17 protein-coding genes are annotated in these 14,723 nt (G+C 50.1%); 9 read left to right on the plus strand and 8 right to left on the minus strand.

Annotated features, from left to right (window positions below; all coding sequences use genetic code 11):
• Positions 1–11: 11 nt before the first annotated feature.
• Positions 12–290 carry a DUF5350 domain-containing protein gene (locus Q7J08_RS05375; protein WP_011832954.1) on the plus strand — a complete coding sequence of 93 codons (279 nt, stop codon included), beginning with the start codon at positions 12–14 and terminating at the stop codon, positions 288–290.
• A gap of 181 nt (positions 291–471) precedes the next feature.
• Here Q7J08_RS05375 and Q7J08_RS05380 read toward each other — a convergent pair whose 3' ends face one another.
• A complete protein-coding gene (locus Q7J08_RS05380; RefSeq protein WP_304910669.1) occupies positions 472–1,716 on the minus strand; it encodes a MiaB/RimO family radical SAM methylthiotransferase in 1,245 nt (414 codons plus the stop codon).
• 78 nt (positions 1,717–1,794) lie between these two features.
• Here Q7J08_RS05380 and ppk1 point away from each other — a divergent pair, with 78 nt between their 5' ends.
• The 6 genes from ppk1 to Q7J08_RS05410 all read left to right on the plus strand — a co-directional run bounded on the left by ppk1 (position 1,795) and on the right by Q7J08_RS05410 (position 7,682).
• Positions 1,795–3,873, plus strand: a complete 2,079-nt coding sequence (ppk1, locus tag Q7J08_RS05385) for a polyphosphate kinase 1 (protein WP_304910670.1) — start codon at positions 1,795–1,797, stop codon at positions 3,871–3,873.
• A 125-nt stretch (positions 3,874–3,998) separates the two neighbouring features.
• Entirely contained in the window at positions 3,999–4,568 is a 570-nt protein-coding gene (locus Q7J08_RS05390) for an HdeD family acid-resistance protein (protein WP_304910671.1), read from the plus strand.
• 84 nt (positions 4,569–4,652) lie between these two features.
• Complete coding sequence (locus tag Q7J08_RS05395) at positions 4,653–5,222, plus strand: MerR family transcriptional regulator (RefSeq protein ID WP_304910672.1); 570 nt, start codon at positions 4,653–4,655, stop codon at positions 5,220–5,222.
• Positions 5,223–5,316: 94 nt separating this feature from the next.
• The gene (locus Q7J08_RS05400; RefSeq protein WP_304910673.1) at positions 5,317–6,480 is read left to right on the plus strand and encodes a hypothetical protein; all 1,164 of its coding nucleotides are present in this window, start codon (positions 5,317–5,319) and stop codon (positions 6,478–6,480) included.
• 140 nt (positions 6,481–6,620) lie between these two features.
• A complete protein-coding gene (locus Q7J08_RS05405; protein ID WP_304910674.1) occupies positions 6,621–6,806 on the plus strand; it encodes a hypothetical protein in 186 nt (61 codons plus the stop codon).
• 390 nt (positions 6,807–7,196) lie between these two features.
• Positions 7,197–7,682: a hypothetical protein gene (locus Q7J08_RS05410; protein WP_304910675.1), complete on the plus strand. Its 486-nt coding sequence runs from the start codon at positions 7,197–7,199 to the stop codon at positions 7,680–7,682.
• A gap of 77 nt (positions 7,683–7,759) precedes the next feature.
• Here the strand turns inward: Q7J08_RS05410 and Q7J08_RS05415 are convergent, their stop codons facing one another.
• Genes Q7J08_RS05415 through Q7J08_RS05445 form a run of 7 tightly spaced genes read right to left on the minus strand, consistent with a single transcriptional unit; the run spans position 7,760 to position 11,744 of the window.
• Positions 7,760–7,945: a hypothetical protein gene (locus Q7J08_RS05415; protein WP_304910676.1), complete on the minus strand. Its 186-nt coding sequence runs from the start codon at positions 7,943–7,945 to the stop codon at positions 7,760–7,762.
• Positions 7,946–7,969: 24 nt separating this feature from the next.
• Positions 7,970–8,347 carry a YigZ family protein gene (locus Q7J08_RS05420; protein ID WP_304910677.1) on the minus strand — a complete coding sequence of 126 codons (378 nt, stop codon included), beginning with the start codon at positions 8,345–8,347 and terminating at the stop codon, positions 7,970–7,972.
• Positions 8,348–8,953, minus strand: a complete 606-nt coding sequence (locus Q7J08_RS05425; RefSeq protein ID WP_304910678.1) for a DUF5591 domain-containing protein — start codon at positions 8,951–8,953, stop codon at positions 8,348–8,350.
• Positions 8,954–8,956: 3 nt separating this feature from the next.
• Positions 8,957–9,202 (minus strand): PspC domain-containing protein, encoded by a 246-nt coding sequence (locus Q7J08_RS05430; protein ID WP_304910679.1) that lies wholly within the window; start codon positions 9,200–9,202, stop codon positions 8,957–8,959.
• Positions 9,203–9,227: 25 nt separating this feature from the next.
• Positions 9,228–9,938: a HesA/MoeB/ThiF family protein gene (locus Q7J08_RS05435; RefSeq protein ID WP_304910680.1), complete on the minus strand. Its 711-nt coding sequence runs from the start codon at positions 9,936–9,938 to the stop codon at positions 9,228–9,230.
• Positions 9,935–10,576 carry a TfuA-related McrA-glycine thioamidation protein gene (locus tag Q7J08_RS05440; protein WP_304910681.1) on the minus strand — a complete coding sequence of 214 codons (642 nt, stop codon included), beginning with the start codon at positions 10,574–10,576 and terminating at the stop codon, positions 9,935–9,937. Before Q7J08_RS05440 ends, Q7J08_RS05435 begins: the two co-directional genes overlap by 4 nt.
• Positions 10,539–11,744, minus strand: a complete 1,206-nt coding sequence (locus Q7J08_RS05445) for a YcaO-related McrA-glycine thioamidation protein (RefSeq protein ID WP_304910682.1) — start codon at positions 11,742–11,744, stop codon at positions 10,539–10,541. Before Q7J08_RS05445 ends, Q7J08_RS05440 begins: the two co-directional genes overlap by 38 nt.
• 792 nt (positions 11,745–12,536) lie before the next feature.
• On the opposite strand from Q7J08_RS05445, the gene msrB reads away from it, so the two are divergent.
• Positions 12,537–13,529 (plus strand): peptide-methionine (R)-S-oxide reductase MsrB, encoded by a 993-nt coding sequence (gene msrB / locus Q7J08_RS05450; RefSeq protein ID WP_304910683.1) that lies wholly within the window; start codon positions 12,537–12,539, stop codon positions 13,527–13,529.
• 209 nt (positions 13,530–13,738) lie between these two features.
• Positions 13,739–14,668, plus strand: coding sequence for a hypothetical protein (locus Q7J08_RS05455; protein WP_304910684.1), 930 nt, complete (start codon positions 13,739–13,741; stop codon positions 14,666–14,668).
• The last annotated feature ends 55 nt before the right edge of the window (positions 14,669–14,723 follow it).

Below are 14,723 nucleotides of genomic sequence, written 5' to 3' on the forward strand. Positions count from 1 at the left end.
CGGAGTTCAATATGGGTAAGACAGGAAGTATCAACTGGCACCAGGTAAAAGGTGTCAACGGTCAGATTCGCCTTGTCCCGCAGAAAGAGGGAGAGGTCAAAAAGCCCGGACCGAATCAGAGATTCAAGAGAGCAAGCATTGTTTCCAAGATTGAGAGCCGCATGGCAAACAATCCGCAGCAGGGACGTGGACGTGGACGCGGTCCGAAGATCGCCGACCAGCGTATCCGCCGCCGGATCCGCCGCTCGAAGAAATCGATGATGGGCGCAAAAGCAAAAGCAAAGCGTTAACATTTCACATCAATTTTTCATTACATCAATACATGATGCGGAACCCCGCGTCATTATTTTTCTCTTGTTTTAGAAATCAGTGCAGATTTTTTTAATCGCATATCTCATTTCAACCGTGTCGAATGACGGTCTATTTCTCAAAAAATGGCAAAAAAGTGTCTGGTTTTTTATATTATTCTGCTCAGATCAGTTCGCCGATCAGATAATGGCGCCTGTGTCCGGTGATCTTCACCGTGATCTCGGTTCCGATATCGATATTTTCCATGATCACAATGTTCTGATAGGTCCGATCGCGCGCAGTGACACTTCCCTGTTTTACGACCTCCGTCACGACTGCCGTCATGATCTGACCGATCAGGGCTTCGTTATTCGCATCATACACTTCATTTGCTGCATTGGTGAGTTCCCGGGACCGCTGTTTTTTGATTTGTTCGGGAATTTTTTTCATCTTTGCTGCGGGTGTGTTCGGGCGCACGGAAAAACGGGTAATGTTCACCTTCCCGGGTCTTGTCCGTCTGATCTGTGCAGAAGACGCCGCAGCATCTTCGTCCGTTTCACCGGAAAAACCTGCAATGTAATCGGTACTTATGCGGATCTGCGGGAACGCTTCGCGTGCCCTTCGGCAAATCTCTTCATACTGCGCCGAGGTGTAGCGTCGTCCCATCAGTCTGAGGACCGAATCAGATCCGGACTGGACCGGGATGTGAAGAAACAGGAAGATCTTCGGGTCCCTGAGTGCGTCAAGAAAATCGTCAAGGATCGGGAGAAGTGTATCGGGATTTGCCATCCCGATCCTAATCATGAAATCTCCCCGGATCTTGCAGAGTTTTCGCAGGAGATCCGGGAGCCGTTGTCCGTCATTTCGGTCAAGACCCCAGGATGATGTATCCTGGGCAGTCAATTGGATCTCGGTCGCTCCTGCTTCAATGATACTCTCTGCCTGCCGAACGATGTCTTCGGCTGAAAAACTCACCAGCTTTCCCCGGGCGATCCGCGTTATGCAGTAAGTACAATGTCCATTACATCCCCGGGCGATCTGGAGAACGGCATTTGTGCCGGAATGTGCAGTTGCGACCTCCATATAGCAGGAGTGGATAAGGGCCGGGTCGATAATATGGATGTGGGGATATTTGGTATGGAGAACGTCTTCGGCGACCGGGGGAAGACAGCCGGTAACAAAAAGAAGTTTTCCGGCATACAGGTCGAGACGTTCATACATATGCTGTTCGGTTTTATCGATAACTACACAGGTATTGATCAAAATTGCATCTGCTTCTTCTGCGGATGATGCCGGCACGCATCCCTGGTTCCTCGCGATCTCCATGAGTTTCTCGGTATCCCCTGCATTATACGTGCACCCGTAGGTTTCGGCATAGAGGGAAATATTTTTGAGAAGCTTCAGTGATTCGGCGGTTTGTGCGTCCATGTTATACCTTACTATATCTTCCCAGAGATAAATAATTAAATAGTATTCAGACTATCATTTTAAAACGGAATATTTTATATGGGAAAAACAGAGAAACCCGGAAAAACGGAAAAAAACAAGTATCAGAAAAAATCAACGCGGTTTCCAAATGAGTCGGGGCGATACTTTAATCGGGAATTATCCTGGCTTAAATTCAATGAAAGGGTATTATATGAAGCAGAAAATACTGATAATCCTCTGCTTGAACGAGTGACCTTTCTCGGGATCGTTGCAGGAAACCTGGATGAATTTTTCATGGTGAGGGTGCCCTCTTATCAGAAAGGCGCCACCTACTCGGCTGACGAGTTCAGCGAAGTGATCGGGAGCGACACGCAGCTTGAGATGATCTATTCCCGCGCCATTGTTCTGATGCGGCACATGGCAACGGTGTGGAACAGTGATCTGGTTCCAAAGCTCGCCGCCGAAGGGATCTTTTTCTTAAAATATGCGGACTGTACCGATGAAGAGAAAAAAACCTTCAAGCGGGAATTTGAGACAGAGGAGTTCACCATTCTCCGTGGAGACCGTTTCTCAGATATCCATCACGATGAGTATCTTCGCGGGTTTGCCATGCTGGTTCAGACAAATATGGGAAGAGCAGTCATCCCTATCCAGAAGATCCTCGATTCTAAGGGAAGATTCGTCCCGGTGGGTAACCGAAAGAATACGTTCATCTTCCGCGAAGATCTTCTGAAAAAATTTATCCCGTCCCTGTTTCTGGATGAGGCCGTATATGCCGTAATGACGGTTCGTCTGACGCGTGATTCCGATCTTGGCCTCAAAGGCGACGATGCCGATGATCTGATCAGTGCGATCATCGACGCACCAAATACACTGGCGAAACGGCTGCCGAGCAGACTTGAAACACTGGATACGATGCCGTTTGGCTATATGGCCCCCTTGGTACAGGCACTCTCCCTTATCCCGGAACTGGTGTATGACATGGCTGCACCTCTGGGTCTTGTCGATCTGAAAGAGTTCCCGGTGAAGAGGCCGCCCCTCAGATTTCCGCCGTATATTGCATCGCTTCCCTCCGGCCTTACCGGCACCTCCGAAAAAATATTTTCCGCGATCGCCCGCAGAGACCGGTTCATGTTCACGCCGTACAACAGTTTCGATGGTCTGATCAATTTCATGTATGCGGCAGCGAATGATCCAACCGTTGTAAAGATCCAGATGACGCTCTACAGACTGGGTTCCGAGTCCCCGGTGATCGCTGCGCTCATCGCTGCGGCAAAAAACAACATAGATGTTACCGCAGTCGTCGAACTGAAAGCGAGTTTTGATGAGGAGACCAACTTCAAGTGGGCAACGAAACTCAAAGAAGGGGGAGTCAATGTCATCGTGGGATACCCTGGTGTCAAAGTCCATGCAAAATGCTGCCTCGTGACCCGAATCGAAAATGGACAGATCGTCCGGTATGCGAACATTTCTACCGGCAACTACAATGCAAAGACCGCAAAGATCTACTCCGACATGTCGATCTTTACGGCAAACGAGGAGATCTGCTCTGATGCTGCCGTATTGTTTGCAATGTTTTCAGGTTCTGTCCCGTCCCCGGTTTACCGCCGTATTATTGTAAGTCCGCACTCGATGAATGAGACGCTTATCAGTAAAATCGAACGTGAAGCTAATGTCTCCGGGAGCAGCGGGAGGATCATAATGAAGATGAACTCGCTGACCGACCGGGACATCATCAATGCGTTGTATGCTGCGTCAGAAAAGGGAGTAAAGATCGATCTTTCCGTAAGGGGTATATGTATTCTCAGACCCGGCGTTCCTGGATTGTCCGAAACGATCCGCGTGACCTCCGTTGTCGGACGGTTTCTGGAGCATACCAGAGTGTATTACTTTGAAAACAGCGGCGACCCTGAGGTGTATATCGGCAGTCCTGATATGATGCCGAGAAACCTGAACCGGCGTATCGAGATCCTCTGCCCGATCCTTGATAAAAAGATAAAAAAGGTCCTCATAGAGAAGATCATTCCCGAGTTCATTTACGACTCGGTGAAAGGCCACACTCTCGACGCGAATGGAAGATATCATCCCCCTGAACGAAAACCGGGCAATTTAAGTTCCCAGCAGAAGTTTATTTCCATGCAGAAGGTCTGGAGATAACGAATCCCATTCTTTTCAGTCGTTGTTGTTCGTCCTGTATGATACGCTGCATTTCGAGAGTATGTTTCCAAAAGGAGGCATTTTTAGGATACCTTTATCATCTTTTTGTGCGATAGTAAATCAATATGACAAGTGTTGTTATGATTGAGCAGGAACTCAATCCAAATGCCTGGAAATTCCAGGTCCTCAAAGCAGTCATTTTTGTTTTGTTTGGAATATTCTGTCTCGTCTTTCCGTTCGCGACCCTGAACTTAGGGGCCTATTTAGTAGCTTTTGTCCTGATTTTCGTGTCGATCGCGGCATTGTTCTCAGGATTTGCCGCATTCGGCGAACCAAAGACCACCTGGTGGATGATCGTGCTTGGTATCATAGGTATCATTATAGCCGTCTATTCCTTCCTGAACCCGGCGTTTATGATCACGTTCGGCACGATCTGTGTGGGAATCATCGCCCTTCTCTCCGGACTGACCGACATTATCCTTGCATTCAGCAAGGGACTTTCCGCAGGCATCCGTGTTCTGACATTCATTTTAGGCGTGCTCGGTATTCTCGTCGGTTTGATCTTTCTCCTTCAGCCGGGGATCGGTGCTGAATTACTGATCATTCTCCTTGGCATATTCCTTATCCTCGGCGGTATCGTCGCATTGATCGAAGGATTCATGTTCAAAAAATTCATTTCTGAAGTGACCAGCTGATCCACTCTTTTTTTTTGTTTTTTGAAAGGCAGTGAGTGCCAAACCTTTTATTATATCGGTGCCATAGAATCAGAGAAGAGCATTATGGCGGAAAATACTAAGAAAATCGCTGAGATCTCGGCAATTCTCGGCATCGATGAACACAGCTGCCGGGAGATCGCGAAAGAGTACGATGAGATCCTCCCCTGTAAGAAGATCGGGAAAGTCAGCGTCTATGAGGACAATACCGTAGACCGGTTCAGAAAGATCGCCGATCTTCAGGCGCAGGGTCTCCCAAAAGAGGTCATCATTCCTGCGATCCGCGGTGGAAAATCCCTGCAGGAGCGGGCAATAGAGGATATGAAAAAGATGGGGGTGGATATCCAGACCGAGCCGAAAAAAATAGTGCCAAAACCAATTCCGCGTTCCGAGACTGAAGAGGAACTTATCCTTGCCGTTCGATCTGCTGAGACAAGCATTGCCGCGATGGAACACCGGCTTTCTGCGTTCCGGGAAAGATCCGAGGCCGATACCACTGCGATCCTTGATGCGGTCTCTTCTGTCTCCGCTGAAGTTGCAGAACTGAAAACGCAGGTGCATACGCTCTGGGATCAGATCGCAGCCCTCGAAGAATACCTGCGTGCATGCCAAAACAGATCTATCTGGAAACGCTGAATCTTTCCCGCATCTTTTTTCCGATTTCGACGGGAGGGACATGCCGGTCAGGCAAAAACCCTAATCTCTCCCGCACCAATATCTACACAGTATTATGCCTTCCCAGTGTGCCGTATGCAAAGGAAAAGGACTCTGCGGTCTTCCGAGTTGTCCGATAACCCGGCGTTTCCATGCACTGAAAGACACACGACCCGTTTCTGAATACATGGGGGCGTCCCCATCGGTTTTTGTCGGGAGTTACGGGTATCCCCGGGTCGTCGGGGGTCCCCTCATGATCAACGATACCGACAACCCTCTTGACTGGGTCAGACAGGGTTTTTCCATCGACGATATCGTTTCAGTTCGTTCCCGAACGATTCGGGGAGGATCCGATCTGGATGTAAAGATCCCGGACATCGGGAAAGTTCAGGAGATCGCCCTTTCGGCTAAACCTCTCGATGTGGAGGTGGCGTTTGAAAAACCGGTATCGTTCGATATAAATTTCGATGGGACCGTCACGCCGATCGGCATGTCAGGTGCGATGAAAAAACTGGATGTCATCGACAATGCCTCGGTTTCCCGGATCGTCGACCGCTGTACCTCCGATACCGATCTCAAAGCGACCGAAGCCGCCAGGATCATGTTTGAAAACGGGACCGATGTCTACAAGATCACGAACCTTTTAACAGCCGGTCTTCTCGGGGTAAAACGCCGGGTGGTCCCGACCCGCTGGGCGATTACTGCTACAGACGACATGATCTCCACCTCGATCAAGCGTGAGGTCATAAAAATGCCTGCTCTTCCCGAGTATCAGGTGTTCTCCGGGACCCTGTATGGAAATACGCTGTGTTTCATCCTCATTCCGTCAAACGACTGGAGATTCGAGATGCTCGAACGCTGGCAGAAACATTCCCTATGGTCCGGAGACGAGGAGACGATCGTCGTTGACGGGGAGAAGGGGCTTACCAAATCGAAGTATTCTCCGATCGCAGGAGCATACTACTCGGCAAGACTTGCTGTTCTCGAGTATCTGAAAAGTGTCGGAAGATGTGCACGGGTCTTGTGTATCCGGGACATTTCCGGTGAGTACTGGGCACCTCTTGGCACATGGGTCATCAGAGAAGCCGCCCACGAATCCCTCTCTCACTCCCCGGACCGGGTCGGAACACTTGGAGAAGCCGTGACTTCTGCTTCACAAAAGCTTGGGACCAGTTTCTGGATCCCGAAAATGGATCTCCTCCGGGATATCAGACAGCAGAAGACGCTCTTTGAGTTCTGAGACGGATCATTTGGAATAGGACTTACTAGGTGTTAGAGTGTATCCAATTCGGGAAGGGTATGGCTGGGTGTCGAAGCATGAGATTAAAAAAACCGCGAATCTCCGCGAATAAACGCGAATAAACGCGAATCGCATTTTTCTTGCGCCGTCGTGCTCTGCGCCGTCGTGCTCTGCGCCGTCGTGCTCTGCGCCGTCGTGCTCTGCGCCGTCGTGCTCTGCTCCGGCTGATCGCCTACGCAGAATCGCACGACGTCTGGAAAAATGCTATAGGAAAAACCGGCGTGCCGGTTTTTCTTTCAAGTTGGCTCTCTTTTTGTGTCGTATGAAAAAATAATATAAGAACAGAAAAACCCGCACGCGGGTTTTTCCCTCAGCATTTTTCAAGAGAGGGTGCGATTCTGCGTAGGCGATCAGCCGGAGCAGAGCGCCCGAACGCAAGGAAAATGCGATTCGCGAAGATTCGCGGAGATTCGCGGTTGGTTTTTTCAGATATCAGAAAATAACCCGTACACGAAACCGAAGTACATCCCATAAGTACTTCTGTTTTATGATTGAGAGCACACCGCGTAAGTCCTATTGGAAAAATCTCCGGCAGTATCCTGGTGGTATACCAGCATCGCAAATATAAACTTCTCAGAAAGCATACCTGAAGGTACTTAGTATCCGTATTCCGGCTTCGGCCGATGTTCTGAAATGTTGGAAACGGAGGATGAATCATGAAAGCAATCGTTTACGAATCAAACACCGGATTTACCCAGAAATATGCATTTATGCTGAGCGAAAAAACCGGGCTTCCCGTATATCTTCTGGAGAATGCAAAGAGCGAACTCCAGAAAGGAGATGAGGTATTTTTCCTCGGCTGGATCTGTGCAGGCAAGATCAGCGGCTATGCGAAAGCCGCCAAACTGTATTCGGTAAAGGGGGCGGCAGGCGTTGGCATAATGTTCCCGGACGAGACCACGGTCCCTCAGTTGAGAGAAAACAACAAGATCAAAGACATCCCGGTCTTTTTCCTGCACGGGGGAGTCGCTCCCGAGAAACTGAGTCCCATCAAACGGAAACTCCTAAGCATGATCGCAAAAACCGTGGAAAAAGCCGGAGCGAAAAACGAAGGCGAAAGAGCGGTGATCGATGCTCTCAGGATCGGCGGGGACTTTGTCAGGCCGGAAAATCTGGATGAGATCGTTGCCTTTATTCAGTAAAACCCCCAACTATTTTTTTTTATTAATACGCTGCACTCTCCAGAAATGAGCGCTTTCCGGCAAAAAAAGATATGTTATTATGTTCGTTTCCCGTCAAGGAACTCGGCTGGGAAATTGTGTTCAAATGTCGTTCTGATATCCTGAGCCCGCATATATTTTACCATAACATTCTGGTTACAGTCTTTCCACTCAGGATCCCACCACTGACAGGAATCTTTAATGCAGGTCTCCCGTATCAGCGGACAATATCTCACATCACTCATAATGCAGTACTTATCTTCACAGGATTATAATGCCTTTCTTCTCTCCAGATACTCGGTGACGACACCGTTTCCCGCCTCGCGAAAAGCCCGGGAAACTCCCGCAGGTCCAAGCTTGATCCCGCCGAAGAGCCGGGAGATGATCAGAATATGACTCGTAAGACCGTGCCTTTCGAGGATCTCGGCAAGTGCACGCCCAGGAGAGCCTACTTCGCCGTCCGCCCGGCTGTCCGAATAATTCCCGCAGACGACCGCGTAACAGTGATGGGCCGCTTTTTTATAGAGTTTTTCGTGGATCTCCCGAACTTCGAGAACATCATCCACTGATTCGATCTCGTAAAGGTGAGCGTAAAACTTGGATTTCTTCTCATCCAGTCGTACGGCTGCTACCTCACGGGCCGCCATCTATCTGTCCCGCATCTCGCAGAGGGCATTCCTGAACTCGTTAAGATACTCCTGCATGGAAAGGCTGCCTTCCGGAAACGGGCAGTCGGCATCATACAGTTTGTCGATCATCGGGTTTGTCGGATAGATCTCGACAGGAATACCGGTCTGTTGGACTGCAGCCTCCATTGCCGTTCTAAAAAGTCCAATGCAGTAGGCTATCCTGTGCGTATAGGTATCCTTCGTCTTTTCCAGATAACCGGCGATACGTGCCGTCTCGATCCTGAGAAAATCGTCTTTTATCTTCTGATCCTTCACGTTCCCAAGCATATAATGATAGTGGGCAAACGGATACATCAGTTCAAGTTCAGCCGGAACCGTTCCGCAGGTCCCAAAGATCACCACATGATACTTTGATTTATCCGGAAACACTTCGCCAAATAATGCGTGAAACAGCTTATGGCTTGGACTTGTACTATAAGGTTTTCGTACAGCACAGGGGATAAAGAGCCCGATGTCTCTTGGAGCGACATAATATTCATTGATAATATACTGATATGCTTCCTCAAACTGCGGAAGATAAAACGGAGGGTCGGTCAGATCCTGTGGGTCCTCGGGCGGGCGCATGTTTTATTCCTTTACTTTGAACTCTGCATCGACTACGTTCGGGTCAAGGGCTTTTGGACCGACCGGGACAAAGATCCACATCAGAATATAGATCAGAATGCTTGGGACCGTGAGGTAGGGGATGAACGTCAGAACTACCCAGATTATCCGGACAAGCCAGGTTGGGGCCTTTATGTATTCAGCAACCCCTCCGCAGACGCCGGCAAGAAGTTTATCGGTCTGTGACCGATGAAATGTTTCGAGTACCATTGTCTTACATGTTTTGCCCGAGAGCCTATAAGGTTGCGCACATAGGACATCGCGGACTCTTTTTGACGGTAAAGATCTCCATCGAGTTTTCCGCCCCGTCATAGAGCAGAAGTTTCCCGGCAAGCGTGCTGCCTGTTCCGGTGAGATATTTTACGACTTCCGCAGCTTCAATGCTCCCGATAACGCCTGCTGCTGCTCCAAGGACCGGTGTTTTGGTCGTGGTATTTGCATTCTGGAAAATACAGGAAAGACAGGGGGTTTTTCCCGGGATGACCAGGGTCGCCTGACCCGTGAATCCTGCGACCGCTCCGTGCATCAGCGGGATATCCAGTTCCAGGGCCACTTTGTTCAAAACGAATCTGGCAGCAAAATTATCCATACAGTCGACGATGATATCGGCGTCCCCAATCAGCCGGAGAACAGAGGATTCGTCGATCCTCTCGGAAAATGCCGTGACATTACACTCAGGATTCAGGGACTCGAGTGTTATTTTCGCTGATTCGGCTTTGGAGGTCCCGATCCTGTCTTCAGTGTGGAGGATCTGCCGGTTCATGTTCGAGAGCTCGATCACGTCCATATCGCAGATCCGGATGCTGCCGATCCCGACCGCGGCGAGGTACATGGATGCGGGAGAACCCAGCCCTCCCGCTCCGGCGATGAACACAGTCGTATCGCTTAGTTTTTCCTGACCCATTTTCCCCAGAAGGGATTCCTGTCTGGCGTACCGCTCATTCATAAGAGAGCCCTCACGGCGTTCAGACACTCGATCGCGTCAAGGCGTTTCTGGTCAACGGCATTATCTTTGATCCAGGACAACAGCGTTGTTTTTGTTTCTCCGGAGATATCTGCATCTTTGATGACCCGCCGGTATGTCCGGTCAGGATAATAGATCGCTTTGCAGGCCTTGAGAAGCGATGTTTCTTCTTCTTTGGTAATGACCCCGTCCAAAAGGGCTTTTGAAAAACCTGCCCGGATATTTACCATGGGTTCGGAAAGAGCGATCCCTGTTTCCGTATCATACACGAGTCCGACCTCGTCATCGGCGATGATCTCCCCGGATTTATACTGGTGATAGATCTTTCCAATACCGGTCATCCCAAGCGTGTCCAGCTCGGAGGCACGAAGCGCCCCCATAGATGATGAGCCGTAGACTTTCACTCCGGACTTCATCACGCCGAGAAGTTCCCGATGACCAACTGCCTCATCCTGAAAAAAGACCCCGTCTATGATGACCATGATATCCGCATTTTCTGCCGCGGCAGCAGCAGCTCCGCGTTTTACCGGCGGTAAAAAAACTGCGTCCGGAAGGATCGATCCGGCAGTTACCAGATCAAGACTAGGACCGATGAAGACGACGACGTTCAATCTCCACACACCTCTGTCCTCTGCGTTCGTTGTCGATGGTAAAACATTCAAGACCCGGAACAACGACTCTCACGACAGGTATCTGCAGAACCGGGTCGGTGAGATCGAATACGATGACACGGTCAAGTCCGACGACCGCGAGATTTTTCACGATCAGTTCGATGTCGGTCTTGAAATCGTTCGATGCATTGTTTTGGATCTCGGCTGCGGACTGATACTCGTCGCCTTTGAACCAGTAGGCATTCATCCGTTTGACCCGGTCATACCCCATCATCTCGCGGAACTGGGCAAGGGTCGCATCCTCGCGTGCTCCGTGGATCTGGGTCGCTCTGCTCTGGGCAACCTCGGAAAGGGCTCTGATCATCGCGATCTCCGGATTGGTGTGGGTCCCCATACCTATCGTCAGAAGCCGGGAATCTTTGAGTTCGATATCATCAGAAACAGCAGCGATCGTCGGGATCCCGACATCCGAGGTGATGTCCCGGAGGGTCACTTCGACCCCGGCGGCCGTGAATTTTGCGAGCATCTCCGCGGCTTTTGGCGGGAGGTCGGTGAGTTTTGGTCCGGTATTTCTGGTCGTTTCGACGAGTGACCAGGCGTCACGCTCGATCACTTCGGTAAGTGCATAGAAGAGTGCCTCTTCCAGCGTGTTTCCGGACGCGATGCCGTTTGAACTGGTTCGAAAGAGTGTTGGATAGCTGAACGGGTTTGGGTGGATGACGGCGCAGAGCGGGACTTTGACCGATTCATTATTGGTGATGTCCCACCCTTCGACCCAGGGGATCTCGAGATTGGCATCTGTTGTATGCGGAAGGATCAGATCCTTCGGGTCAACGGCAGTTTCTGTTTTTCGAATACTGCTGTAGGGAAGATTTGCGATGTCCCGGGGTATCGCTTCTGCCGAGTATCGCTCGATGCCTTCCATGATCCCGGCGACTCTGGCTTCGGCAGGGGTCCCGCCTTTCCCGTTGTAGACAGAGATCGCCCCGTCGGCAGCTGTCGGACGGATGCAGGAGTATACGGGGATCCCGATCCGGTCAAGGTCGGTGATGTCGGCAACACGGGTTATGCCTGCCTCCGGAACGAACTGTTCGATCCGCTTAAGGGTATCTTCAGGTGTGCAGCTCCGTTCGGTCCAGCCGGTGTAAACTTTGGGAGACGACTGCAGTTCTATCATTGTATGAGTATCGGCGGGGAAAGCTAAAGTATGTTGCGGGATGGAAATCCCTGCTCTCGTTTTTCTCTTAGAATAGGCGTTACGCGGTGTGATATTAACCGGAAAAAAAACTGAAGATCTTATGAGATGTAATTCGATTTCGTGTACGGCATTCGTTTTGATACAAGAGAAAAACCAACCGCGAATCGGCGCGAATCCCGCAAGCCTTTGGCTTGCTCCCAGAATCGGATTTGCTATTCCTCACTCTCACAAGTCTCTCGCAAGGCAAAGCCTTGCTCGGCTGAGGCCGCCCCTACGGGTCAGCCCCCCCTCGACTTGCTCGTCCCTTCATCGGGAACGTTCGGGCAAATCCTGTCGCCGCCCCAGCGGCTCCTATTATTGAGTTTCCTCTTGATCATATGTCGTGATTGTCAGTAAAATGGATGTTATTCAGGTTAAGAACTACTCAATGAATCTCTTCCGCACAGGAGGCGCCGGGGCGCCGACAGGATTTGCCCGAACGTTCCCGATGAAGGGACGAGCCGTCGTGTCTTTGCCGAGCAAATCTTTGATTTGCGAGGGACACGACGAGCGAGAGTGAGGAATAGCAAATCCGATTCGCCTCGCCCGAAGGGCGGATTCGCGCCGATTCGCGGTTGGTTTCTCTCATGTGTCCACCCCCAGTAATACCCTTACCGACGTGGATTAAGGATAACACCCCGTGAGTCCTATTAGAAAAAATGGTTGATATTGCCTGTTTATAGAGGTATATATACAGACGGCGGTTAATACTCAATTATTTTGGGGAGAATTATGACGATGGAAAATAACCGGAAATCCAAAGAAAATGACGAAATATCGGTGATCTATTTTGCCGGAGGATGTTTTTGGGGAATGGAAAAACTGATGCAGTCGATTCCGGGGGTGATCCGGACGACGGTCGGCTATGCGAACGGGAAATCAGACCAGGTCCCGGATTACCAGGTCGTCTCTACCGGGCGGTCAGGCTACCGCGAGACGGTGCGGGTGGAGTATGATCCGGGAAAGATCAGTCTTGATGCCCTGCTTTTTTCGTATTTCCGGGTGATAGATCCCACCCTTGAAAACAGACAGGGAAACGACCGGGGCACGCAGTATCAGACCGGCATCTACTATGTCGATGACTCGTCGAAAGAGACGGTCATGCGGATCGCAGAGATCGAACGGGAGAGGCATCCGGCGTTCAAAGTGGAGATCGGTCCGCTGACTTCCTTTTATGATGCAGAAGAGTATCATCAGAAGTATCTGGATAAAAATCCCGGAGGGTACTGTCATATAGGTGCGAACGAGTTTAAGGAGGCGACCGAAATGATCGTCGATCCGGGAAAATATCAGCGTCCGAAAAAGGAGAAGATCGCTGAGATCTTAGACAAGACCGCGTTTTCCGTGACGCAGAAAGGCGATACGGAACCGGCGTTTCAGAATGCGTTCTGGGACCGGCACGAGAAAGGGATCTATGTGGATGTCGTGACCGGCGAACCGCTGTTCACCTCATCCGACAAGTATCAGAGCTCCTGCGGCTGGCCGGCATTTTCGAAAAGTATCGATGATAACACGATCATCCCCCTGGAAGACAACTCGTTTGGGATGAAGCGGACCGAAGTGAAGAGCAGGTCCGGGAATTCCCATCTCGGGCATGTTTTTTCCGGGGACCGTGAATCACCGAGCGGCACGCGGTATTGTATTAACAGTGCATCTTTACGGTTCATCCCGTATGCTGAGATGGAAAAGGAGGGATACGGGTACCTGAAGAGCAAGGTCAACTGAATATTTCCACCGCACTACATTTTTTCGGCATTAGTGAAAATCACATTCATCAGTTAAACAATGGGCTGAATGATGAAGATCGATTCAGTTATCGCTTGGATTAGGGGATAATTTACCGTACAATCACTATCTGATCCAAAAAGATTAGATACTTGTGGAAGGTATTCTATAGTATCAGAACATATTCTGATTAACACGAGAGTGATTCTATGAAAAAAATTTCCTATTTGTTTATTGCCCTGATCGTACTCTTCCTCTTCGCCGGTGCTGTTTCTGCAGACACTATTGGCGGCGACAAGGGTATCGTTCAGGTTAAGTGCGATGTGAACGGAGCATCCGCCTCTCTGATCTCGATCAGCGGGGATGTCTATGAGACCAAAACCATTACCAACGGTATGGCAGAGTTCTATGTGTACACAACCGGCACCCCGGTTGATCAGGTCATCGTCTCTGCAGACGGGTATTACACTTCGAGCGCTTCCGTATCGGTTCCTGCAGCCGGTGAGACAACTATTGTCTCAGTAACTCTTGAAGCAAAGCCGATTGGCGGCGACCGTGGTTTCCTTCAGGTAAACACCAATATTATTGGCGCAAAAGTTGATGTTATGTCGATCTCTGGTTCAGTCGGTTACTCTGGATACACAGACATTAACGGTAAAATCGAGTTTGCGGTCTACACGACCGGCACACCGATCAACTCTGTTGTCGTCTCAGCACCAGGCTGGGTCACCCAGACCGTTTCCGTAACTGTCCCTGAAAAAGGTCAGACCGAGACAGTCAACATTGAGATGGTTTCCACGAACCCCATTATTGGCGGCGACCAAGGCGTTATCAGCGTTACCAGCAATGTTGAAGGCGCAAAAGTTGAGCTGATCTCCATCTCTGGTTCTGTCGGTTACACAGGTACGATCTCCAACGGTAAAGCAGACATTACTGTCTACACGACCGGAACCCCGGTCAATCAGGCACGTGTTTCCGCGACCGGATATCAGACCGCAACTATTGGGGTAACAATGCCGACAAAAGGCGAGACCCTTACCTTCAATGTTCCGCTGACTGCAACATCATCCCCGATGGGCTTTGCCTTAATCGGTCTTCTTGGCGTCATCGGTATCATTGCTTTAGTCCGCAGGGACTAATCTTATTTTTTTCTTTTCTTCTTGACCCTATCCCCAAGAGTAATTAATCTAGTTT

The organism is Methanocorpusculum sp. (assembly GCF_030655665.1).
GTDB lineage: Archaea > Halobacteriota > Methanomicrobia > Methanomicrobiales > Methanocorpusculaceae > Methanocorpusculum.